The following is a 22632-nucleotide window of genomic DNA, read 5'->3' as shown; positions in this document are numbered from 1 at the left end:
ACATATAAAAATGCCACTGAAGCTATCAGTGGCAAATCTAACAGACTAACCTTTACGTCAACTTCATTACGTTAACTTCAGATTGTCTCTGATTTTCTTGGTTAGACTTTCAACATCGACTGGTCGAGAAAAGTAGTAGCCTTGCAATAGATGGCAAGCCAAATCAGCCAGAATTTGCGATTGTTCCTTAGTTTCTACTCCTTCAGCAACGATTGTAAGCTGCTTGATACTCGCCACAGCCAAGATGCTTTTTACTAAGTTGTACGCATCTTCATCTTCAACTAAGTCATTGATAAAGCTCTTATCAATTTTCACTTCATCAACAGGCAACTTAGATAGATAACTCAGTGATGAGTACCCCGTACCAAAGTCATCAATTGAGAACTTAATACCGACTGCTTTTAGTTGCTCAATCACTGCAACGGTTCCTGGGATATCGTTTAGAAACGTACCTTCGGTGATTTCAAACACGATACGGTTAGAATCAATGCCCGTTGCTTGAATCGTTGCAATTGTGCTTTCAACGAAACCTTTACTCATGAGTTGGTTTGGTGAAATGTTCACTGATAACGTTAAAGCGCCTTCACCATTCGGGCTGATTGACTGTATGTCTTTACACGCTTGAGTTAACACCAGATCACTAATTTTTCCTATGATGCCTTTCTTCTCAGCAATCGGAATAAAGTCCAGCGGAGCAACTCGACCTAGTTCTACGTTGTCCCAACGCACAAGAGCTTCTACACCTATGATCTTTCCATTCAATGTGCTGACTTGTGGCTGGTAGTGAACGTAAAATTCTTGATTCTCGATGGCAAAATCTAACAGATTAGAAATCTTGAAGTGACGTTCAGAGCTCTTGGACATGAAAGGAGAGTAGTGAACATTAAACAAGTTGTTTGCCTTCGCATACTTCATCGCTAGCTCACCATTACGCACAATAATTGAGCCTAAAATATTGCGGTTTTTGAAGTTCACCACTGCATTACGCACACGTAGCGAAATCATCTCGCCACAAACATCAAACTTTTCAAAGGTTTCTGTTTGTCTTTCGAAATCTATGCACGAACCTACTGATTTTTGGCAGATTACTACAAACTGGTCTGCGGATACGTGTCCAACAAACATGGTGTCGTCTTTAAGTTCTTCCAAAGCACTTGTCACTTGGCGGAGTATGCGGTCTCCAACTGCGAACCCGTATTGGTTATTCACTTTCTGGAAATCGACAATATCAATCAGCTGAAGTTGAAACTCTTCGCCCTTTTCTTGCAGGCATAGGTTATCAATGTAATCCGACGTTGCCTTTCTATTCGGTAACCCCGTTACATCGTTATACAAGGAGCGAAAAGCGATCTCTCTGTCTTTCTCTTCAATCTGAATCAGCTTTTCTTCAATTGTAGATTTGTATTGGTAAAGCTTTTTCGCAGTAATGTTGCGCAGGTAATAAATGATCCCAGCAAAAATGATGAAGACCAAAATGTGGAATAAGTTTTGGTTAGACTTTTGCTCAAGAATCAAATCGGTAACCATCTTTGCTTCCGATTCGGAATAGTTTTTGATGTCGTTGAGCAACTCACCGCTACCCAAAACGATATCCCAATCTTCCACGTAGCGAATATGCGTGATCTTCTGAGCTTCTGCATCACTCTTGCGATTATTGAATGATTTATCGCTGTACTCTACCCAAGACACACCATTGATTGCACTTTGGTAGATGTAGTGAATGAGCTCATCATCAATATCACTTTTGAAGAGATTATTTGAGTTTCTGTGTACGACAAATTTTTTATTTTTATCAATGACAAAGATGTAATCATCGTTGCCCTCATTCAATAGTTGAAATGAAGACATTGTTTTATCGAAAAGCGCAGAAGGGATGACATCGCCATCCGACAGATCATTACCCTGACGGATCACATCCAGCATCTTTAGCGTTGTCTTAACACGTTCTTCAACTTCTGTTTTTCTCATTTCAATGTATTGATCTTCAATACTGGTGATAACAGAAGCGATTAAGCTTTGTGAGAATAAATGTTGATTTACAAACGACGTACCAATTGCACATACCATAAGTACGCTTGGTAACCAGAGTAAATATCTTTTCAACACTTTGTCGGTCATGTTCGCGAGTTCTTTTCGTTTCATTTCGGCGTTAATCCAACGTTGTGTATGGATCCTCAGCCGCCAAATGATACAGATGAAAAGCGAATAGAATAGATATCGAGAACTGATCTCAACGTAGGGAAAATCTCACTCAATATTTGAATGAGATTAGATGATAATAAATTATTTTAATTCAGATAGTTATGCTGTTTTCTGAAACTCAAAACGGATACGTGATTTTGACTTTAACTCATTGCAGGTATTGCAGAAGTAATTAGCTGCACCACAAGCCTGCAATTTCTCTAATTCAGCATCGCATTCCGGACAAAATCCAACTTTCTTAAAATGCTCATCACAAGAAGAACAATGATACTGACCATCCCATTCAAGCTCTTTTTCACATTGAGGGCATAAGTTTTCCATGACAAAACTCCAACGTCTAAAACAACATAATTAGTACTGTAGAACGAGCTAGATCGACTTATGACATAATAAAGATCGTTATAGAGATCTCAATCCGATCTTCTGCTTTATCTGTTTTGATCAGCGATCTACCCTTAAAAGAACATTTATATAACCACACACCGAAAGCATAAGTTACATATTCTGCATTTGGATTTTAAAAAGAATAAAAATCTAAATAGTTCAACTTAAAATCAAATTATTAGAATTTAACAAAAAGATCATTTAACTAGGATTGAGTTACATGGGTATGCATTTCGATATGTTCACCATCGAGTTGCACAAGTTTCACCTGCATAGTTCCAAATGATGTTAATGAGTCACAATGCGTGCCGCCACAAGGGATGATAGCCACTTCACCTTCACCTAAATCACACTGCCAATAACGGGAATCGGTTAAATTATCACCTTGTCTGGTTATCTCAATTTTAGATCCGAGCTTTAGCCAATCAGAGAGTTGTGCGTTTACCTGCTTTTCAATCTTAGCTAAGTTTTCTAGCATATCTGCGCTATTCAGGCCACGTTTACGTAAAGTTTTACCTAAACGGTACGTATCTAAACAACGGTCTTCGGTAACAAAGCTTGTTACTTGAGCATAGCTGTTAAAGTCATTGTGGCCGTGTGGGTCTTTTCTATCAGCATCTTTACGCCAATATGCAGATGACAACACTTTATTTAATGCGAGATACGCTAAATGCCCCGCGCTGTGGCCACGACTCAACTTATTTTGGTATTCCTCATCAACAGTTAAAGTCACTACATCACCAATTTTGGCAGCATTTTCTTCTGCCTTAATTTGATGAACTACAACGAACACCCACCCTGGTTCATCTCGCTTAACAGGGATCTCTTTACCGACTAGAAGTTGATGCTCAGCCTGATTAATAGCTCCAACTAAGCAATCTTCAACAACATATACGCAGCCATCAATTGCAAGCTTCCCTCTGTCTGCTGGATGATCAGGCCAAATATGGCTCACAGGATGAAACGGCGTTTGAGTGCTAACAACATAAAGATACTCGTCATGGGGTCTGACAAACTGTATCTCACTTGCTAATTGGTAGATTGATTGAGTGAAGGTGACTTGTGTAGGTGTATAGGACATATCGGGTCTATTGGCACATTAAAATCAAAGTGGAAGATAATAAAACAAAGCAACAGATAGTAAAAAGCCCAAGCATAGCTTGGGCTCTGTTCATACATTATTTTCTGCGACCTTTCATCATAGTCATCAGGCGCTTGCGTTTGCGCTCTTGCGATAACGTCATTTTGTTAGTTTTACCTTCAAATGGGTTTTCGCTGTTTTGGAACTGAATACGAATCGGTGTACCCATGATATCCAATGATTTACGGAAGTAGTTCATCAGATAACGTTTGTATGAATCAGGCAGTTCATTAACTAGGTTACCGTGGATCACAATGATTGGTGGGTTATAGCCACCAGCGTGCGCGTATTTCAGTTTCACACGACGGCTGCGAACCATCGGTGGCTGGTGATCTTCTGTCGCCATCTTCATGATACGAGTTAGTACAGAAGTACCCACACGTGTTGTCGCCGACTTGTAAGCTTCTTGTACAGATTCAAACAAATGACCAACACCAGTACCATGAAGTGCAGAAATAAAGTGAATACGAGCGAAATCAACAAAGCCTAGACGACGGTCTAGCTCTTTCTTCACACGGTCTTTCACATCAGTGTCTAAGCCATCCCATTTGTTTACAGCGATTACGAGCGAACGACCAGCATTCAGAGCGAAGCCTAGTAAGCTTAAATCTTGATCTGAGATGTTTTCACGCGCATCGACAACAAGCAGCACCACGTTCGCGTCTTCAATAGCTTTCAGGGTTTTAACAACCGAGAACTTCTCTACTGTCTCGTTTACACGCTTACGGCGACGTACACCCGCTGTATCGATAAGCACATATTCACGCTCATCACGTGTCATAGGAATGTAGATAGAATCGCGTGTTGTTCCCGGCATATCGTAAACAACCACACGTTCTTCACCCAAAATGCGGTTAGTCAGCGTTGACTTACCAACGTTTGGACGACCGATAATCGCTAGTTTGATCGGCTGATCTTGCAGACGCTTATACGCTTCTTCTGCTTCTTCTTCGGTGTACTCTAGTTGCTCTTCTTCTGAATCTTCAAATTCAGTCAGATCTTCTAGAAGTGCACTTTCAGCCTGCATCTCTTCTGCGATCGGGCTTAACGCACGATCGATCAGAGCACCAACACCACGGCCATGAGCTGCGGCGATTTGGTACATATTTTCCATACCAAGTTGCCAGAACTCTGCGCTCGCTGCGTCAGCATCAATACCATCAACTTTGTTAACAACCAAAATGCTGTTTTTCTCAATACGGCGAAGATGTTGAGCAATAGCTTCATCCGCTACAGTTAAGCCCGCACGGCCATCTACCATAAACAGAACAACATCTGCCTCTTCAATCGCAGCTAGCGATTGTTCAGCCATTTTTGTTTCAACACCTTCTTCGCTACCATCAATACCACCGGTATCAATAACGATGAATTCGTGTTCACCTAGCTTTGCCTGACCATATTTACGGTCACGGGTTAAACCAGGAAAGTCTGCAACCAAAGCATCGCGCGTACGCGTTAAGCGGTTAAACAGTGTCGATTTACCTACGTTAGGACGCCCTACAAGAGCAACAACAGGTATCATAACAACCTCTACAATTATTAATCATATGTAGTTATAGGTAATGACTGAGAAAACAACCAATCAGCTTTATACCAATATATCCGCCTACGCGAATTAGACCCAAACTACTTGGAGTTGCAGGTAGACGGCAAGTGAGTGAATCCCCATGACCACAAATTACCATGCGTGATTGGGGTGAACGAACGTATTCAACACCGCTGCAGCTTCAAGTAGGAAGGTTATATAAGTATTACCTATAACCACATTATTTATTTCAATAAAACGGCTCCTAACTGTTACCAGCTAGGAGCCGTGTGTGAATAATATCACAAATTACTTATTGATCGTCAGTTTCTTTACATCGCCATCGCGAGTAACCAGAACATAACCGCCATCGATAGCAACTGGACCTACAGCAAATCCGCTGTCATCAACCATTTGTTGAGCGACAAACTCACCAGAGCTACGGTCAACCCAATGCAAATAACCTTCGCTATCTCCAACAACCACATAACCTTCAATTACCTTTGGTGCAGTCAGTAAACGGTGTTCAAGTTGGTCATTACTCCACAGCTCAGTACCACTTCGTGAATCAACAGCGACCAAATGATCTTTGTCTGTCACGAGAAATAAACGACCACCATCAGTCACCATATCGGTTGCTGAAGAGTAGTTGCGTTTCCAGATTGGATTGCCAGAACGCAGATCAATAGCAATAAGCTGACCATTGAATCCAATCGTATAAAGAGTACCGCCAATGATCACTGGAGACGCATCAACATCTACCAGACGGTCAATCTCAGTCGCCCCTTTAGGCTGACCAACTGGCTGTTGCCAAATTAACTGACCACGAGCAGAAATTGCTGCGGCCAAACGACCACTTGGCGTACCCCAGAACACACCACCAGAAACAGCAGCGGGTTGACTATCACCACGTAGCGTTAAGTTTGGAACTTCGGTACTGATCGTCCATTTCTGACTACCCGTTTCTTGATCAAGTGCTACTAGCGCGCCACGACTGGTGTTTACGATAACAAGGTTGTTGTCCGCCACTGGTGAAGCTAACACTTCACCCTCAACTTTCACTTTCCAAGATTCTTCACCAGTCTCTGCATTTAAAGCAATGACAACACCGTTTTCACTACCGATGTAAATTTGCCCGTAAGCTGCAACGATACCGCCAGAAAGACGAGCAGAAACATCTTCTTCTAGATCGACTTTCCAAATTTCTTTGCCGTTTTCAGGATCAAGTGCTTTTACAATGCCATCTCGGCTTGCAACGAACACTTTTCCGTACGCAAAGTCAGGTGTCAGCTTAGAAAAATAATGACCAACACCATCACCAATAGAAGTATTCCATAGTGATTTAGGCGTGAATTCACTTTTCACAACTGGCACAGGTGCCATTACGACGTTTTCTTCCTCTCCCGCACAACCGGCTAGCAACGCTAGAACAGCTGAAGATAGGAGCACTTTGTTGAACATCTTTTTCATCAACTTGTGCCCTTACTTGGCTAGGTCATCCAGTTTAATTTGCAGAGTTTGGCTTGCATCACTCGCTTGCTGCGCTTCAGTGTAAGCAGCATAAGCGGCTGCGCTGTCACCTTTGCGTAGTGAAATGTCACCACGTAGCTCAGCAACACGACCAGCCCAGCTTTCTTCTTTAATGTTGCTTAACTCCGTTAATGCAGCATCAAAGTCACCTTGTTCAGCTTGTAAACGAGCAACTCGGAAAGTAATTACTGGTTTTAGTGCAACATCTTTCGTTGCGCCTTTAGCCCATTCTAGTTGAGCCAGTGCTTCATCTAAATTGCCAGCTTCGATTTGAGCTTTTGCAAGTTGCATAGCAGCAAGAACTGAGTACTCAGTTTCTTTATTGCCATCGATAAAACTTTGCACATCAGTGCTAGCATCAATGCCTTTAGAGGATAGAGACAGGATTGCTTGAGTATAAGCTTCTGAAGCAGCCTCTTTGGCTTCAGTTACGCTATCTTGGTAATAACGCCAACCAAACAGACCACCTAAGCCAATGACAGCGCCTAACATTACAGCTTTGCCATTTTCCTTCCACCAATCTTTGATCGCTTCTACTTGTTGTTCTTCAGTATCGTAGAGTTCCACTTCCTATCCTCTTAATTAATGCCAATGACAAGCATTGGCATAATGTATCTCTAAAAATTCGCTACTAGATCAGATGAGCCAATTTGCTCGCGATCTCAGCTTGAGAAATTGTTTCTTGGTCGCCACCAGCAAGGTCTTTCAAAACAACAGTATTTTCAGCAACTTCGTCTTCGCCCAGAACCAATGCTATCGCTGCACCCACTTTGTCTGCACGTTTAAACTGTTTCTTAAAGTTACCGCCACCAAAGTGGGTCATTACACGTAGACCTGGAACTTGTTCACGAATTTGTTCAGCAAGCTTCATACCTGCAGATAGCGTACCTTCGCCAGCTGTCACCATGTAAACATCAACGCTGCGGCGAACATCAGTATTGCCCAATGTTTCCATCATCAATACTAAACGCTCTAAGCCCATTGCAAAGCCAACCGCTGGAGTCGGTTTACCACCTAGTTGCTCAACAAGACCATCGTAACGACCACCGCCACATACTGTACCTTGAGAGCCTAGACTTTCAGTCATCCACTCAAATACCGTACGGTTGTAGTAATCCAGACCACGAACAAGGCGTTGATTAACCGTATATTCGATACCAGCAGCATCAAGAAGTTCACACAAACCTGCAAAATGTTGCTTTGAGTCTTCATCTAGGTAATCAGACAGTTCAGGTGCATCACCGAGTACAGCTTGAACATCTGGATTCTTAGTATCGAGTACACGTAGAGGGTTGGTGTATAGACGACGTTTACAATCATCATCCAGCACATCCATATATTGCTCTAAGTATTCAATTAGTGCAGTGCGGTAGTTAGCACGAGCTTCAAGAGAACCAATAGAGTTCAACTCAAGACGCACATGCTCAGAAATACCCAAATCACGCCACATACGTGCCGTCATCATGATCAGTTCAGCATCGACATCTGGGCCATCTAAACCAAACACTTCCACACCACATTGGTGGAACTGACGGTAGCGGCCTTTTTGAGGACGCTCGTGACGGAACATTGGACCGATATACCAAAGACGCTGTTCTTGGTTATACAGCAAACCGTTTTCGATACCAGAACGTACACAGCCAGCAGTACCTTCAGGGCGAAGCGTTAAGCTATCACCATTACGGTCTTCAAAGGTGTACATCTCTTTTTCAACAACGTCAGTGACTTCACCAATCGCACGGCTAAATAGATGTGTCATCTCAACGATAGGCATACGAACTTCGTTATAGCCGTAAGCACTAATTACGTTTTTTACCGTGCCTTCCACTTTTTGCCATAGTGGAGACTGAGTTGGGAGACAGTCGTTCATGCCTCGGATTGCTTGAATAGTCTTTGCCAAAATAGTTACCGTAATATCGTTTAGATTAATCTTGTTCAAGTTGCTGAATGTTGATGCGATTTTTCTCATCTAACATTGAAGCTTTAGCGCGAATTTTCGCTTCAAGCTGAGCAACGAGGTCGTCGTTGTCAAAACGTTCTTTTTGACGAACGCCGTCTTCATAAAAGGCGCTTTTCTTATTACTGCCTGCAAGACCTAAATGGGAAACTTCCGCTTCACCAGGACCATTTACAACACAGCCAATAATGGAAACATCCATTGGAGTTAGAATATCTTCCAAGCGTTGTTCTAACTCGTTCACAGTTGAAATAACATCAAACTCCTGACGAGAGCAGCTTGGACAAGCGATGAAGTTAATTCCGCGAGAACGAATACGCAGTGATTTCAGAATATCGAAACCGACTTTAATTTCTTCAACTGGATTAGCCGCTAAAGAGATACGTAAAGTATCACCGATACCTTCCGCTAACAGCATACCTAAGCCAACCGCAGATTTCACAGAACCCGCACGAGCACCGCCCGCTTCTGTAATACCTAGATGAAGTGGTTGATCGATTTTCTTCGCGAGTAAGCGGTATGAATCCACAGCAAGGAATACATCAGAAGCTTTCACGCTGACTTTAAACTTGTCAAAGTTCAGACGATCAAGAATATCCACATGGCGCATTGCCGACTCCACCAGAGCTTCTGGTGTTGGCTCGCCATACTTCATTTGCAGATCTTTTTCTAATGAACCGCCGTTTACTCCGATACGAATCGGAATATTTTTATCACGCGCACAGTCAACAACCGAACGAATGCGAGATTCATTACCAATGTTGCCAGGGTTAATACGTAAACAATCAACGCCGTATTCAGCGACTTTCAGAGCGATACGGTAGTCAAAGTGAATATCGGCAACCAGTGGAACTGAAACTTGCTGTTTGATGAGTTTGAATGCTTCGGCAGCTTCCATCGTCGGAACAGATACGCGAACGATGTCTGCGCCTACATTTTCCAAAGCTTTGATCTGAGCGACTGTCGCTTCAACGTCAGTCGTTCTTGTATTGGTCATTGATTGAACAGCAATTGGCGCACCATCGCCAATTGGCACATTCCCTACATAAATACGCGTAGAGGGACGACGTTTGATCGGAGATTCGTGTTGCATAGTAATGTCTAAGGTAAGGTGAATCTTGCTACTTTGCCTGAAGTATACCCAGAAAGGTCTACAGGTTCACTTGCAAATGTCATTGATACGCTCTCTGGAGCACCAAGAATCACTTGTAGAGGTTTTTGCCCGCGTAAATTCAGTGTCTGTCCAGCTTGTTTAATACCTGTAGACAAGGTTTTACCCGTAGCATCTTTAACTTGAATCCAACAGTCAGAAGAAAATGTAAGTGTGAGCAAATCAGCTGTTGATTGAGTTACCTCTGGAGCCTGAACAGCAGGCTCTTCAGTTGCTGAAGATTCTTCTACTACCGCTACTGCCGGTGCTTCTTCAACAACAGGTTCTTCTGATACTGGTTCTTCTGGTTGTTCAGTCGCTTGCACTTCATCTGCTGGAGAGAAAGGTTCAACAGGTTCTTCACCTGATTCTTCCGTTAGCTCGTTTACCGTTGCAAACTCTTGATCATTTCGAGATTCCTGAAGTGAAGAGTCATTACTTAAAACTGCAGAAACTTCAGCGTCTTTATCGACTTCAAACCCAGTATCTCTGTGATTCTGCCACCACCAAAGTGAAGACATACCAATAAGAATAACCAAAATAACCCAGGTAATGCTCATGATATGGCTATCATGTTTTGCACGCTTGGTTTTCTTTGAGAAGCTTTGCATAGTTTGCTCTTGAGGTTCAGCAGCCGTGCTCTTCTCATAAGCTTGCAAAATTTCTGATTCTTTTAAGCCCACAGCTTTCGCATAAGAACGCAAATAGCCTCGAATGAAAGTCGCAACTAAATCCGATTCAAAGTTGTTTGCTTCTAGGTTTTGGACAATAGATAAACGCAATCTCAAACGATCAGCGACTTGTTGCTGAGTTAACCCTAATGCTTCGCGTTTTTCTTTTAAAAGGGTACCTGGTTCTACAAATGCTGCTTCTTGTTCTACAGTTGATGTTTCTTCAATGATTGTGTTTTCTTGTTCTGTATGTTCAGTATTCATCCGCGATGTCTGTCTCGTGTTTTTGTGCTCAAGTATCTATTTGTCGCTTTTATTATTGATTTGTTAGTAGCAATCAAACTCGATGACTTCAACAGGTGGAAATTCATTTAAATTCGCTATCGCCAGTAATTCGCATTTACTTTTGATAATAGTGAAACATTCTAATAGATATTAGCCTGTAAACAACAAGCATTTGGAAAAGAAATTACAGACAGGTCAAGGTTTTTGCTTAAATTGACATCAAAAAGACATAATTTGTAGGATTACTTCCAAATGTAGGTAAGCCAGAGCGAACTCTGGCTTACTGATATTTTTCACTAAATCTGTTTAACAGGGATGGCTTGCTCATCCACCTGCTTGATTTTAGTACGTTTGGTACGGTCAATTACGTCACCGACCAACTGACCGCATGCCGCATCAATATCATCACCGCGAGTTTTACGAATCGTTACGGTATGTTCGTACTGCATGAGTGTTTTTTGGAAGCGGTCAATTCGAGAATTACTTGGTTTCTTGTATGGAGAACCCGGATAAGGGTTAAACGGGATCAAGTTGATCTTACAAGGTGTATCTTTCATTAGCTGAGCCAACTCATGAGCATGCTCTGTACCATCGTTAACGTGGTCAAGAAGTACATACTCCACCGTTACTTTACCGCGGTTTGCGTTTGACGACGCTATGTAGCGACGAACTGAAGCTAGGAAATCTTGAATATCCCAACGATCGTTAATCGGCATAATTTCACTGCGCAGTTTATCGTTTGGTGCGTGAAGTGAAATCGCTAGCGCAACGTCGATTTGACCAGTCATTTGATCTAAGCCAGATACAACACCAGAAGTCGACACTGTTACGCGGCGCTTTGAAAGTCCAAAGCCTAGGTCATCCAGCATAATTTCTAATGCCGGAATTAAGTTTTTCATGTTCAGTAACGGTTCGCCCATACCCATCATTACAACGTTTGTAATTGGACGACGACCCGTTTCTTTTTCTAAACCAATTTCACGTGCAGCACGCCATACCTGTCCAATGATTTCAGATACACGTAAGTTACGGTTAAAACCTTGTTGAGCAGTAGAACAGAACTTACATTCAAGGGCGCAACCAACTTGAGAAGAGACACATAACGTTGCACGGTCATCTTCTGGGATATAAACCGTTTCTACGTCCTGATCACCCACTTTCATCGCCCACTTGATGGTGCCATCGCTTGAGTGTTGAGCTTCAGATACGTACGGTGCGCGAATTTCACATTTTTGGATCAGTTTTTCGCGCAACTGCTTATTAATATTGGTCATCTTTTCGAAGTCATCACAACCAAAGTGATAAATCCACTTCATTACCTGATCGGCGCGGAATGCTTTTTCACCCAGTTCATCAGCGAAAAATGAACGCATACCCTTGCGATCAAAATCAAGTAAATTGACTTTTTGTGTGGTCATGTAGCCTCTCAAAGATGGAACTATAATTAAGGGCGCGAATTGTACAGCCTTTAGGCAGTAACAACAAGGGCTGCAATACCATGAGTTTATTATGGTATTTACAACTCATTGAATAAAAAATAATCAGCAATTTAAATAAATAATCGAGAAGGGATAATTGCTTGATGAAGAGGCTGAAACCAACCAACTTCGGGATAGAAAAGAAAGTTCCTTAGATACAAAAAAGCTCCCTTTCGGGAGCTTTCTAAAATTAAACTACAGCTTCAGAGCGAGGACAGATTTCTGATTCAGGGAAAAAGAACTCAATTTCACGTGCTGCAGACTCTGGGCTGTCACTACCATGGACAGAGTTATGACGCATGCTTAATGCGTAATCTGCACGGATAGTGCCACAAGCAGCTTCTTCTGGGTTAGTTTTACCCATCAGTTCACGGTAACGAGTAATCGCATCTTCACCTTCAAGAACTTGAACCATAATTGGGCCAGAAGTCATGAACTCTTTTAGCGGTTCAAAGAATGGTTTTCCTTCGTGCTCCGCGTAAAAGCCGCTTGCTTGCTCATCAGTCAGACGAAGCATTTTCGCAGCAATAATACGTAGTCCCGCTTTTTCAATACGATGATAAATTTCACCGATCAAATCACGTTCCACAGCGTCAGGCTTAATAATAGAAAATGTTCTCTCTAGGGCCATAAGATGTCCTTTTACTTTACTTGTCGTTTTATTTTAGAAAGGTGGCTCTACACCACCTTTGTTTTAATCGAATTATTTCGCTTGATCCATTAGAACACGAGAAATGGTTCTTACGCCCATACCCGTTGCACCAGCCGCCCACTTATCACTAGGAGACTTACGGTAAGTACCAGCACAGTCAAAGTGTAGCCAGCCTTTCTTGTGATCTTCAACGAAGTAAGACAAGAACGCTGCAGCTGTACTTGCGCCCGGCGTGTAATCACCAGAGCTGATGTTAGACAGATCAGCAAAAGGCGATGGTAACATTTCACGATGGAAATCCATCAATGGTAGTGGCCATAGACCTTCGTGTTCAGCTTTAGCTGCTGTCAGAGCTTGATGCGATAACTCATCATCAAAGCTCATTAGTGCGTGGAAATCGTTACCTAGTGCATTTTTAGCTGCGCCAGTTAGAGTCGCACAGTCGATAATAAGCTCAGGCTTTTGCTCACTCGCATACATAAGACCATCAGCAAGAACCAAACGACCTTCTGCATCGGTGTTCATGATTTCAACTGTCTTACCATTTTTGTAAGTGATGATATCGCCTAGTTTAAGAGCACGGCCTGAAACCATGTTTTCAGCACAGCAAAGAATCAATTTTACGCGCTTGTTTAGACCGCGAAGAATCGAAAGTGCAAGTGCGCCAGTCGCCATGCCAGCACCGCCCATATCAGCTTTCATTGATGACATCATGCCAGACGCTTTGATGCTGTAGCCACCTGAATCGAAAGTGATACCTTTACCGACTAGACATGCGTATACCGGCGCATCTTCTTTACCAGTAGGGTTGTAATCCAATTGCAGCATAGAAGAAGTGCGGTCTGAACCACGACCAACAGCAAAAATACCTTCCCAGCCTTCAGCAAGTAAATCTTTATCTTTTACAATGCGGTAAGAAACATGGTCTGGTGCAATAGATTTAACAAATTCAGCCGCCATTGTTGCAAGCTGACGAGGACCAACTTCTTCGGCACTCTTGTTAATGATGTCACGCACCCAGTCCGTCGCTTTGATACGCGCTTCAAGCTCAGCTTGATCAGCTTCAGCAAGTGGTTGCCATTCTAAAGTGTTTCTCTTCTTAGCTTCACGGTAGCCTTGATGGAAAGCCCAGATCGCTTCAAGATCCCAGCCTTCACCTTGTAAAGACAAAGCACGCAGACCTTGATTATCCAATTTACGAGCAGCGCGTTGAATCGCACCTAAATCGTGAGATTGAGTAAGGTGAATCGTTACACCTTGCTCAGAAAATGACAGTAGAGCCTTTTCTCCCCACTGAGGCTGGGCAGCTTCTAGACTAATAAATACAGACATTTGTGTAGACATGGTTTCTCCTTGTCCTTGTAATGGCGGTTCTGCGCCACATCTGATCGTTAACCAACGGATGTTAGCATTTTGTCAGGTTAATATGTCAACTTGATAATAAAATCGGGCTACAAGGCCCGATTTTTTATTAAAATTTGTTAACTTAGCGAAGCTATGTCAGCGAAATTAATCTCGCTCATCCATCCAGCACATAATGATCGCTTCAAGAATTTTCTCGTTCGAGCGATTTGGCTCGTCTTCAAAATCTTCAAGATCTAATATCCACTGATGCAAATCGGTAAAGCGTACATTTTGCGGTTCAACATCCGGATATTTTTCGCAAAGCTCAATGGCGATATCGCGTGAATCAGTCCATTTCATAATAGTGTTCCAGTGTCATGTTATCTGGCTTGAAACAAGCCAAAACTAAACCTGAACTTCTTCAAACAGTACTTGCATAATATTAGCAAGAGCGAATTTTCAGTTGTTCAGGAATAATGATTAATGATCTTCTGTCGCGTGGTTTAGCGTGTACTTAGGAAGTTCAATAACTAAATCTTCATCAGCGACGCGAGCCTGACAGCTCAAACGTGATTCAGGCTCTAGACCCCATGCTTTATCTAGCATGTCATCTTCCAACTCATCACTCTCTTCTAGTGAGTCAAAACCTTCACGTACGATGCAGTGACAAGTAGTACACGCACATGATTTTTCGCATGCGTGATCAATTCCAATACCGTTTTTCAACGCCACATCAAGAATAGTTTCGCCAGTTTGCGCTTCTAATACCGCACCTTCTGGACACAGTGCTTCATGGGGTAAAACAATAATCTTAGGCATGTTTGTCTTCTCTTTAAATCTCGTCAACAGAATGACCAGCCAATGCTGCACGAATAGATTTATCCATTCTGCGCGATGCAAAATCTTGGCTCGCTTTGTCGGTATCTTTTATCCCTTGCTCGATGGCGTCAGCATCATCACCGTTTCGTAGTCCGATCAGTGATTCAATTGCTTTAAGTAAAACTTGTCGCTCATCTTCACTCAGTAATTCATCGCCGTCAGCTTGCATTGCTGCAATTAGACCTTCGATAACTCGATCCGCTTCAACACGTTGTTCCATCAACGCTCTTGCTTGCATATCTTCTTTAGCAAAAGCCATAGAATCACGCAGCATTTGGGTTACTTCATCATCGCTTAAACCGTAAGAAGGTTTAACCTGAATCTCGGCTTGTGCGCCTGTGCTCTTTTCCATTGCTGTTACAGATAACAGACCATCCGCATCCACTTGGTAGGTAACGCGAATATGTGCAGCGCCCGCTGCCATTGGAGGAATACCTTTTAGTGAAAAACGCGCCAGTGAACGGCAGTCATCCACAAGCTCACGCTCACCTTGCACAACGTGGACACTCATCGCTGTTTGACCATCTTTGAAGGTCGTAAACTCTTGTGCTCTAGCAACTGGAATCGTGGTGTTGCGTGGTATGATTTTTTCCACTAAACCACCCATGGTTTCAATACCCAAAGAGAGTGGAATCACATCTAACAGCAACATTTCTGAGTCAGGTTTGTTACCAGCCAATACGTCAGCCTGAATTGCTGCGCCAATAGCAACCACTTCATCAGGGTTAATACTGGTTAATGGCGTGCGTCCAAAGAACTCACCTACTTGCTCACGAACAAACGGAGTACGTGTAGAACCACCAACCATCACCACTTCTAATACTTCATCAGCGGAAATTTGCGCATCTTTCAGTGCACGGCGACAAGACATCAGCGTCTTCTTCACCAATGGCTGAATAAGATCATTGAACTGTTGTTTAGTCAGTACGCCAGACCAATCAAGAACATTCACATCCACTTGGTCATTATCCGACAACGCAATTTTCGCAGCCGTCGCAGCATTCAGTAGTGCACGATGTTTATCCGCGCTTAGCTTACCTTCAATACCCATTTGTTCTTGAAGATAATCGGCAATCAGATGGTCAAAATCGTCGCCACCTAGCGCTGAATCACCACCCGTTGCTAATACTTCAAACACGCCTTTTGACAAACGTAAAATAGAGATATCAAACGTACCGCCACCCAAGTCATAAACGGCAATAACACCTTCTTGACCAGAATCCAATCCGTAAGCAATAGCGGCTGCGGTTGGTTCGTTAAGTAAACGCAATACGTGTAATCCAGCTAATGCTGCTGCATCTTTTGTTGCCACTCGCTGGGCGTCATCGAAGTAAGCAGGAACTGTGATTACCACACCAGCTAACTCACCGCCTAAAGTACTTTCAGCTCGTTGACCAAGTGTTCTCAGAATATCAGCAGAAACTTGAATTGGATTTTTGTCACCGTGAGGGGTTTGCATAATAGGCAAACCATTTTCACTGGCTTTAAATTGATACGGCAGATTTGGGTAACGAGACTGAATATCGGTCAGTGAACGACCCACAAGTCTTTTTACCGAAATGATGGTATTTGTAGGGTCGGTCTGTGCATTATCACGAGCAGTGTAACCGACAATTTTTTCTTCTTGGGAATAAGACACAACGGAAGGCAGAATGCTTCGACCTTGCTCATCAACTAAAGTGGTTGCTGTGCCGCTTCTCACTGAAGCCACTAACGAGTTGGTGGTTCCTAAATCAATACCTGCAGCCAGTTTGTGCTGGTGCGGTGCAGAACTTTGACCAGGTTCTGCAATTTGAAGTAATGCCATCTATGGGTCCTTTTTTAGAATTAGTCGAGAAGCTTGTCTTCGACTCGTTCTATTTCATTTTTTAATTTGGCAATAAATTTGAGCTTGCGAACCGTGTCAGCTGCGGTGTCCCACTGTTGACCGTTAAGCTCTTGCTCTACTTGGTTAAGGTGCTGTTTATACATTTTCTCGACTTTACTATCAAAGTCGAACAACGCACTTTCCGGATCAGAGCTTTCGATAATTGCTTCAAGTTCTTCACGCAGTTCCAATTGTTCCATTAAGAACATTGGGTCTCGAAGAGTTTGCTGCTCACCACGAAGTTCAACACCGTTGAGCGAAAGCAAATATTCTGCGCGAGAGATTGGGCTTTTTAAAACTTGATTGGCATCGTTAATCTCTGCCGTCTTTTGTACCGACATCAATCGGTCACGCTCAGAAGCCGTGGCAAAGTTATCCGGATGAAAACGCTTTTGCAACTCACGGAACTGAGAAGAAAGAAGGCTACCATCCAGCTGAAACTGAGTTGGTAGCCCGAATAATTCGAAATAATTCATGGTGATATTGGTCCTTTAATTCGATTTAAGGTGAGCACTTACTCACCCTAAATTCAGAGAACTCTTAGACGTTGAAGCTTTCACCACAACCACACTCGCCTTTCGCATTTGGGTTGTTAAATTCAAAGCCTTCATTCAAGCCTTCTTTTTTGTAATCAAGCTCGGTGCCGTCTAGGTAAACCAAGCTTTTCGGGTCGATGATAACTTTCACACCGTTATCTTCAAATACTTGGTCACCGTCTTCAAGATCATCAACGAATTCTAGTACGTATGCCATACCTGAACACCCAGTCGTTCTTACGCCTAAACGTAAGCCGATACCTTTTCCACGGTTTTCCAAAAAGGTTCTAACTCTGTGTGCTGCTGTTTCAGTTAGGGTAATGGCCATACTGCTACCTTTGGGTCTTCTGTTAATTTAAGCGGGAGTAGCAAAACACTACTCCCAATTACTTATTATTGTTGATGTTTTTTCTTGTAATCCGCTACAGCGGCTTTAATTGCGTCTTCTGCCAAGATTGAGCAGTGAACTTTAACTGGTGGTAGTTCTAGTTCTTCAGCAATTTCAGCGTTTTTAATCGCTGCTGCTTCATCAATTGACTTACCTTTCACCCACTCTGTTACCAGTGAGCTTGATGCGATAGCACTACCACATCCGTAAGTTTTGAATTTTGCATCTTCAATGATGCCTTCTGGAGATACTTTAATTTGTAGACGCATTACGTCACCACAAGCAGGAGCACCAACCATGCCGCTACCTACTGATGGGTCTTCTTTGTCGAATGAACCAACGTTACGTGGGTTCTCGTAATGGTCAATTACTTTTTCACTGTATGCCATGATAGTTACCTCGAATCCTCTAAATCGCTGGAAAGATTAATGATGAGCCCACTCAACAGTGCTCAAATCTACCCCTTCCTTGTACATGTCCCACAGTGGAGACATCTCGCGTAATTTGTTGACAGCTACACGAATCAATTCAATCGCATAATCGATGTCTTCTTCTGTCGTGAAACGACCGAATGAGAAACGAATTGAGCTGTGAGCCAATTCATCATCAAGACCAAGAGCACGAAGAACGTACGATGGTTCAAGGCTTGCTGATGTACATGCACTGCCTGAAGATACCGCAAGGTCTTTCAGAGACATAAGCAGTGATTCACCTTCAACAAAAGCAAAGCTGATGTTTAGGTTGTTCGGTAGACGCTGTTCTAGATCACCGTTGATCGAAACTGCTTCCATATCTTTGACGCCAGCGAGTAGACGATCACGCAGAGTTTTTGCGTGGTCGTAATCTTGTTGCATCTCTTCTTTTGCAATTCGGAATGCTTCACCCATACCCACGATTTGGTGAGTAGGAAGTGTACCAGAGCGGAAACCACGCTCATGGCCGCCACCGTGCATTTGTGCTTCCAGACGAATACGTGGTTTACGACGTACGTATAGAGCACCAATCCCTTTAGGACCGTAAACTTTGTGTGCCGACATAGAGATAAGGTCAACTTTCATCTCTTGAACGTCGATTGGCAATTTACCCGCAGACTGTGCTGCGTCTACATGGAAAACAATTTTACGTGAACGGCAAAGTTCACCGATTGCAGTGATATCTTGGATAACACCGATTTCATTGTTTACATGCATGATAGAAACAAGAATGGTGTCATCACGCATTGCTGCTTCTAGTTTGTTTAGATCGATAAGACCGTTTGATTCTGGCTCAAGGTAAGTGACCTCAAAACCTTCACGTTCTAGCTGACGAGTTGTATCAAGTACAGCTTTGTGCTCAGTTTTGCAGGTAATGATGTGTTTACCTTGTTTTTGGTAAAAGTGTGCAACACCTTTAATTGCCAAGTTGTCAGATTCAGTTGCACCTGACGTGAAGATAATTTCACGAGGGTCTGCATTTAGTAAATCTGCAATCTGCTCACGAGCAGTATCTACGGCTTCTTCTGCCTGCCAGCCATAACGATGTGAACGAGAAGCTGGGTTACCGAAGGTACCATCCATCGTCATGTACTGAACCATCTTTTCAGCAACACGTGGATCTACTGGGCAAGTTGCTGAATAGTCTAAATAAATCGGCAGTTTCATTTTCTACTCCAATGTAAAACGTCGTTCTTAAGAACGAACATTAATACCTACGGGTGCCGCACCAATGGTGACTGTGTTCGAATTTTTGTGTGCAATCCCGTGGTTAATCGCAAGATCGATATCTTGACGATCTGAAATTTCTAGTACTTCGTTATCAACCATCAACTCACCAAGAGTGATGTTGTTGAGGAAGTCACTGATGCGAGAGCTTAAATCACGCCACAGTGTATGTGTTAAACAGCGAGTGCCACCTTGGCAATCACCTTTACCGTTGCATTTAGTTGCATCAACAGATTCATCAACCGCAGCAATCACTGTACCGATTGAAATCGCATGACCATGCATGCCTAGACGATAGCCGCCACCTGGGCCGCGAACGCTAGCAACTAAACCTGCTTTACGTAATTTCGAAAACAGTTGCTCTAAATATGAAAGCGAAATGCCTTGGCGTTCTGAAATATCCGCCAATGGTACTGGGCTTTGTTGCGAATGCAGAGCCACATCTAACATGGCTGTTACCGCATATCTTCCTTTAGATGTAAGTCTCATATCACACCGTATCCACATTGATTATGTGGTTGGAAGTTTCACATACCTGACTATTATGGTCAAGTATTTATTTGACTAAAACACTCAGGTATTTAACCATTCAATAACAATGGTTATTTATTTTTCTGCAAGCTCTTCCCAACCGCAGTTAAAACACCGCGTAAGATATTGAGTTCTTGAGCTTCAGGACGTGCGCGATTAAATAGGCGACGAAGTTTATTCATCACTTGGCCTGGTTGTGCCTCAGAGATGAATTGGGTTTCAATCATGACTTTTTCAAGGTGCGTAAAGAACATTTCCAGTTCTTTATGGCGAGGATATTCCTCTTCCGCTTGAGGCGTATACTGTGATTGAACCTGATTTAAATGAGCAACACGGATTTCATAACACAGTGTTTGAACCGCCATTGCTAAGTTTAGAGAGCTATATTCAGGATTTGCCGGAATGCTGACGTGATAATGGCAAGTCTGAAGTTCTTCGTTGGTCAGCCCCGTACGTTCACGTCCGAAGACTAAAGCAACTGGATGTTTCTGCCCTTCAAGCGCAAATTTCTCACCACATTCACGCGGATCTAACATCGGCCATTCCAGCGTTCTTGAACGCGCGCTGGTACCAACCACTAGACCGCAATCTTCTACTGCTTCTTCTAAACTTTTAACAATTCGAGCATTGAGTGCGATTTCACTTGCGCCAGCAGCTAACGCAACAGCTTGAGCATCCACTTCACATAGTGGGTCAACTAAAACCATTTCGCTAAGTCCCATCACCTTCATAGCACGAGCCGCAGAGCCTATATTGCCAGAATGAGAGGTTCCCACTAAAACCACTTTAACATTGCTTAACATGATGTTTTTACGCTACTCAATTTATAACCGCAGAATCTTAACATAAACCTGAGTAAAATGGTCAGAAGCTTAACATCCCCAGAACCGAACGAATAAAAAATAACCACTTCCATTTTGATAAACATTTGGTATACTGCGCACCGCTTTTTTCGTTCTTTAACATCCGTTGGGAAATCCGTATGCATCCAATGCTAAACATTGCTATTCGCGCTGCGCGTAAAGCAGGCAATCACATTGCTAAATCTCTAGAAACTCCTGAGAAAATCGAAGCCTCTCAAAAAGGCATGAACGACTTTGTTACTAACGTAGACAAAGAAGCTGAAAACATTATCGTTTCTACGATTAAAAGCTCTTACCCTGAGCACTGCATCGTTGCCGAAGAAGGCGGCCTGATCGAAGGTAAAGATCAGGATGTACAATGGATTATCGACCCACTGGATGGCACTACAAACTTTGTAAAAGGTTTACCTCACTTCTGTGTTTCAATTGCAGTTCGCATTAAAGGCAAAACAGAAGTCGCTTGTGTTTACAACCCAATGCTTAACGAGCTTTTCACAGCTCAACGTGGCGCTGGTGCACAGCTAAACAACGCTCGTATCCGTATCAAACCAATTAAAGACCTGCAAGGTGCCGTTTTGGCAACGGGTTTCCCATTCAAACAAAAACAGCATTCAGAATCTTACATGAAGATTATGACGTCTCTATTTGTTGAGTGTTCAGACTTCCGTCGCACAGGCTCTGCAGCTCTAGATTTATGTTACCTAGCATCTAACCGCGTTGATGGTTACTTTGAGCTTGGTTTGAAACCTTGGGATCTTGCAGCTGGTGAACTGATTGCTCGTGAAGCAGGTGCAATCCTTACAGATTTCGCTGGCGGTACTGATTACATGAAATCAGGCAACATCGTTGGTTCTAGCCCACGCGGCGTGAAAGCGATTCTTCAACATATCCGTGAAAACGGTAACAGCGCGATCTTGAAATAAAAGCTCCGTCACAGCTGATTTATGAAAGAAAGCCCCGACCTATATGGTTGGGGCTTTTTGTATCGGGCTTATTGAAACTAGAGCAGCTTCAGCAGTTCTTCTGTAGTACCTGTTTCGGCTAAGCGTGGGAAGATAGACTTAATCGAGTGAGCATGATTAGCGAGATTGGAGTCTGTCATCGCATCGGTACAAAGTGTCACGTTATACCCTAATTCGAATGCCTGCCTTGCTGTTGACTCAACACCAATACTGGTTGAAATGCCGATCACGACAACTTGAGTAACACCTAGCTGTTTGAACTGTTGATCGAGATCGCTGTTGATAAATGCCCCCCAATTTCGTTTGGTTAGCAATATCTCGCGCTCATCTCGAACTAATGCTTCAACCAAGGTACTCCACTTTTCATCCATAGTCCTTGCTGGCATAACCAAATCGATTCTACCCGCCGCAGCACCAACGACGTTAACTAACACCACAGGTAATGATGCAGCGTGAAAAGCTCCAATTAGCTTATTGGCATTCTGGATGACAGACTTAACGTCCTCTTCTTGGGCAAGTGCGATAATCCCGTTTTGCAAATCAATCACGATTAATGCGGTTTTATCATCAAGCTGAGTAATGGCCAT

General features: G+C 43.0%; 23 protein-coding genes. 1 reads left to right on the top strand and 22 read right to left on the bottom strand.

Annotated features, from left to right (window positions below; all coding sequences use genetic code 11):
* Nucleotides 1-66 precede the first annotated feature (66 nt).
* From ACOSVQ_RS00270 to trmJ, 21 genes are all read right to left on the bottom strand, one after another.
* The gene (locus ACOSVQ_RS00270) at nucleotides 67-2142 is read right to left on the bottom strand and encodes an EAL domain-containing protein (protein WP_491980615.1); all 2076 of its coding nucleotides are present in this window, start codon (nucleotides 2140-2142) and stop codon (nucleotides 67-69) included.
* Between the two features lie 159 nt (nucleotides 2143-2301).
* Nucleotides 2302-2523: a zinc ribbon domain-containing protein gene (locus ACOSVQ_RS00265; protein ID WP_491980613.1), complete on the bottom strand. Its 222-nt coding sequence runs from the start codon at nucleotides 2521-2523 to the stop codon at nucleotides 2302-2304.
* 268 nt (nucleotides 2524-2791) lie between these two features.
* Entirely contained in the window at nucleotides 2792-3667 is an 876-nt protein-coding gene (locus tag ACOSVQ_RS00260) for an alanyl-tRNA editing protein (RefSeq protein WP_491980612.1), read from the bottom strand.
* A gap of 97 nt (nucleotides 3668-3764) precedes the next feature.
* Nucleotides 3765-5249, bottom strand: a complete 1485-nt coding sequence (gene der / locus ACOSVQ_RS00255) for a ribosome biogenesis GTPase Der (protein WP_491980611.1) — start codon at nucleotides 5247-5249, stop codon at nucleotides 3765-3767.
* A 312-nt stretch (nucleotides 5250-5561) separates the two neighbouring features.
* Nucleotides 5562-6722 carry an outer membrane protein assembly factor BamB gene (gene bamB, locus ACOSVQ_RS00250; RefSeq protein ID WP_491980610.1) on the bottom strand — a complete coding sequence of 387 codons (1161 nt, stop codon included), beginning with the start codon at nucleotides 6720-6722 and terminating at the stop codon, nucleotides 5562-5564.
* Nucleotides 6723-6734: 12 nt separating this feature from the next.
* Entirely contained in the window at nucleotides 6735-7349 is a 615-nt protein-coding gene (locus ACOSVQ_RS00245) for a YfgM family protein (RefSeq protein ID WP_491980609.1), read from the bottom strand.
* Between the two features lie 64 nt (nucleotides 7350-7413).
* The gene (hisS, locus tag ACOSVQ_RS00240) at nucleotides 7414-8682 is read right to left on the bottom strand and encodes a histidine--tRNA ligase (RefSeq protein WP_491980608.1); all 1269 of its coding nucleotides are present in this window, start codon (nucleotides 8680-8682) and stop codon (nucleotides 7414-7416) included.
* Nucleotides 8683-8707: 25 nt separating this feature from the next.
* On the bottom strand, nucleotides 8708-9832 hold the full coding sequence (gene ispG / locus ACOSVQ_RS00235; protein WP_491980607.1) for a flavodoxin-dependent (E)-4-hydroxy-3-methylbut-2-enyl-diphosphate synthase: 1125 nt from the start codon (nucleotides 9830-9832) through the stop codon (nucleotides 8708-8710).
* Between the two features lie 8 nt (nucleotides 9833-9840).
* Nucleotides 9841-10824 (bottom strand): cytoskeleton protein RodZ, encoded by a 984-nt coding sequence (gene rodZ, locus ACOSVQ_RS00230; protein WP_491980606.1) that lies wholly within the window; start codon nucleotides 10822-10824, stop codon nucleotides 9841-9843.
* A gap of 317 nt (nucleotides 10825-11141) precedes the next feature.
* A complete protein-coding gene (gene rlmN, locus ACOSVQ_RS00225; protein WP_491980604.1) occupies nucleotides 11142-12263 on the bottom strand; it encodes a dual-specificity RNA methyltransferase RlmN in 1122 nt (373 codons plus the stop codon).
* A 250-nt stretch (nucleotides 12264-12513) separates the two neighbouring features.
* Entirely contained in the window at nucleotides 12514-12954 is a 441-nt protein-coding gene (gene ndk / locus ACOSVQ_RS00220; protein WP_042489669.1) for a nucleoside-diphosphate kinase, read from the bottom strand.
* 72 nt (nucleotides 12955-13026) lie between these two features.
* Nucleotides 13027-14319: an aminopeptidase PepB gene (pepB, locus tag ACOSVQ_RS00215; RefSeq protein WP_491980603.1), complete on the bottom strand. Its 1293-nt coding sequence runs from the start codon at nucleotides 14317-14319 to the stop codon at nucleotides 13027-13029.
* Nucleotides 14320-14484: 165 nt separating this feature from the next.
* A complete protein-coding gene (gene iscX, locus ACOSVQ_RS00210; RefSeq protein WP_491980602.1) occupies nucleotides 14485-14679 on the bottom strand; it encodes a Fe-S cluster assembly protein IscX in 195 nt (64 codons plus the stop codon).
* Nucleotides 14680-14799: 120 nt separating this feature from the next.
* Nucleotides 14800-15138, bottom strand: a complete 339-nt coding sequence (fdx, locus tag ACOSVQ_RS00205; RefSeq protein ID WP_491980601.1) for an ISC system 2Fe-2S type ferredoxin — start codon at nucleotides 15136-15138, stop codon at nucleotides 14800-14802.
* A gap of 13 nt (nucleotides 15139-15151) precedes the next feature.
* Nucleotides 15152-17005 (bottom strand): Fe-S protein assembly chaperone HscA, encoded by a 1854-nt coding sequence (hscA, locus tag ACOSVQ_RS00200; protein WP_491980600.1) that lies wholly within the window; start codon nucleotides 17003-17005, stop codon nucleotides 15152-15154.
* Nucleotides 17006-17025: 20 nt separating this feature from the next.
* Nucleotides 17026-17541, bottom strand: a complete 516-nt coding sequence (gene hscB, locus ACOSVQ_RS00195) for a co-chaperone HscB (protein ID WP_491980599.1) — start codon at nucleotides 17539-17541, stop codon at nucleotides 17026-17028.
* A gap of 64 nt (nucleotides 17542-17605) precedes the next feature.
* Nucleotides 17606-17929 (bottom strand): iron-sulfur cluster assembly protein IscA, encoded by a 324-nt coding sequence (iscA, locus tag ACOSVQ_RS00190; protein ID WP_165310474.1) that lies wholly within the window; start codon nucleotides 17927-17929, stop codon nucleotides 17606-17608.
* Between the two features lie 65 nt (nucleotides 17930-17994).
* Nucleotides 17995-18378 (bottom strand): Fe-S cluster assembly scaffold IscU, encoded by a 384-nt coding sequence (gene iscU / locus ACOSVQ_RS00185; RefSeq protein ID WP_102942912.1) that lies wholly within the window; start codon nucleotides 18376-18378, stop codon nucleotides 17995-17997.
* A gap of 36 nt (nucleotides 18379-18414) precedes the next feature.
* Nucleotides 18415-19629 carry an IscS subfamily cysteine desulfurase gene (locus ACOSVQ_RS00180; RefSeq protein WP_491980598.1) on the bottom strand — a complete coding sequence of 405 codons (1215 nt, stop codon included), beginning with the start codon at nucleotides 19627-19629 and terminating at the stop codon, nucleotides 18415-18417.
* A 27-nt stretch (nucleotides 19630-19656) separates the two neighbouring features.
* Entirely contained in the window at nucleotides 19657-20178 is a 522-nt protein-coding gene (gene iscR / locus ACOSVQ_RS00175; RefSeq protein WP_491980597.1) for a Fe-S cluster assembly transcriptional regulator IscR, read from the bottom strand.
* A 113-nt stretch (nucleotides 20179-20291) separates the two neighbouring features.
* Nucleotides 20292-21023: a tRNA (cytosine(32)/uridine(32)-2'-O)-methyltransferase TrmJ gene (gene trmJ, locus ACOSVQ_RS00170; RefSeq protein WP_491980596.1), complete on the bottom strand. Its 732-nt coding sequence runs from the start codon at nucleotides 21021-21023 to the stop codon at nucleotides 20292-20294.
* Between the two features lie 179 nt (nucleotides 21024-21202).
* Here trmJ and suhB point away from each other — a divergent pair, with 179 nt between their 5' ends.
* Nucleotides 21203-22006: an inositol-1-monophosphatase gene (suhB, locus tag ACOSVQ_RS00165; protein WP_491980595.1), complete on the top strand. Its 804-nt coding sequence runs from the start codon at nucleotides 21203-21205 to the stop codon at nucleotides 22004-22006.
* Between the two features lie 77 nt (nucleotides 22007-22083).
* Here the strand turns inward: suhB and ACOSVQ_RS00160 are convergent, their stop codons facing one another.
* Nucleotides 22084-22632 carry an isochorismatase family protein gene (locus tag ACOSVQ_RS00160; protein WP_491980594.1) on the bottom strand — a complete coding sequence of 183 codons (549 nt, stop codon included), beginning with the start codon at nucleotides 22630-22632 and terminating at the stop codon, nucleotides 22084-22086.

Source organism: Vibrio sp. HM8-C, assembly GCF_058630515.1.
Note: the sequence above shows the minus strand (reverse complement) of the source record. Positions and strands in the feature narration are given on the sequence as shown.

Coding starts and splice junctions, on each gene's coding strand:
- ACOSVQ_RS00270 (WP_491980615.1), bottom strand. CDS start 2,142: ATGAAACGAAAAGAACTCGCGAACATGACCGACAAAGTGTTGAAAAGA.
- ACOSVQ_RS00265 (WP_491980613.1), bottom strand. CDS start 2,523: ATGGAAAACTTATGCCCTCAATGTGAAAAAGAGCTTGAATGGGATGGT.
- ACOSVQ_RS00260 (WP_491980612.1), bottom strand. CDS start 3,667: ATGTCCTATACACCTACACAAGTCACCTTCACTCAATCAATCTACCAA.
- der (WP_491980611.1), bottom strand. CDS start 5,249: ATGATACCTGTTGTTGCTCTTGTAGGGCGTCCTAACGTAGGTAAATCG.
- bamB (WP_491980610.1), bottom strand. CDS start 6,722: ATGAAAAAGATGTTCAACAAAGTGCTCCTATCTTCAGCTGTTCTAGCG.
- ispG (WP_491980607.1), bottom strand. CDS start 9,832: ATGCAACACGAATCTCCGATCAAACGTCGTCCCTCTACGCGTATTTAT.
- rodZ (WP_491980606.1), bottom strand. CDS start 10,824: ATGAATACTGAACATACAGAACAAGAAAACACAATCATTGAAGAAACA.
- rlmN (WP_491980604.1), bottom strand. CDS start 12,263: ATGACCACACAAAAAGTCAATTTACTTGATTTTGATCGCAAGGGTATG.
- ndk (WP_042489669.1), bottom strand. CDS start 12,954: ATGGCCCTAGAGAGAACATTTTCTATTATTAAGCCTGACGCTGTGGAA.
- pepB (WP_491980603.1), bottom strand. CDS start 14,319: ATGTCTACACAAATGTCTGTATTTATTAGTCTAGAAGCTGCCCAGCCT.
- iscX (WP_491980602.1), bottom strand. CDS start 14,679: ATGAAATGGACTGATTCACGCGATATCGCCATTGAGCTTTGCGAAAAA.
- fdx (WP_491980601.1), bottom strand. CDS start 15,138: ATGCCTAAGATTATTGTTTTACCCCATGAAGCACTGTGTCCAGAAGGT.
- hscA (WP_491980600.1), bottom strand. CDS start 17,005: ATGGCATTACTTCAAATTGCAGAACCTGGTCAAAGTTCTGCACCGCAC.
- hscB (WP_491980599.1), bottom strand. CDS start 17,541: ATGAATTATTTCGAATTATTCGGGCTACCAACTCAGTTTCAGCTGGAT.
- iscA (WP_165310474.1), bottom strand. CDS start 17,929: ATGGCCATTACCCTAACTGAAACAGCAGCACACAGAGTTAGAACCTTT.
- iscU (WP_102942912.1), bottom strand. CDS start 18,378: ATGGCATACAGTGAAAAAGTAATTGACCATTACGAGAACCCACGTAAC.
- ACOSVQ_RS00180 (WP_491980598.1), bottom strand. CDS start 19,629: ATGAAACTGCCGATTTATTTAGACTATTCAGCAACTTGCCCAGTAGAT.
- iscR (WP_491980597.1), bottom strand. CDS start 20,178: ATGAGACTTACATCTAAAGGAAGATATGCGGTAACAGCCATGTTAGAT.
- trmJ (WP_491980596.1), bottom strand. CDS start 21,023: ATGTTAAGCAATGTTAAAGTGGTTTTAGTGGGAACCTCTCATTCTGGC.
- suhB (WP_491980595.1), top strand. CDS start 21,203: ATGCATCCAATGCTAAACATTGCTATTCGCGCTGCGCGTAAAGCAGGC.
- ACOSVQ_RS00160 (WP_491980594.1), bottom strand. CDS start 22,632: ATGGCCATTACTCAGCTTGATGATAAAACCGCATTAATCGTGATTGAT.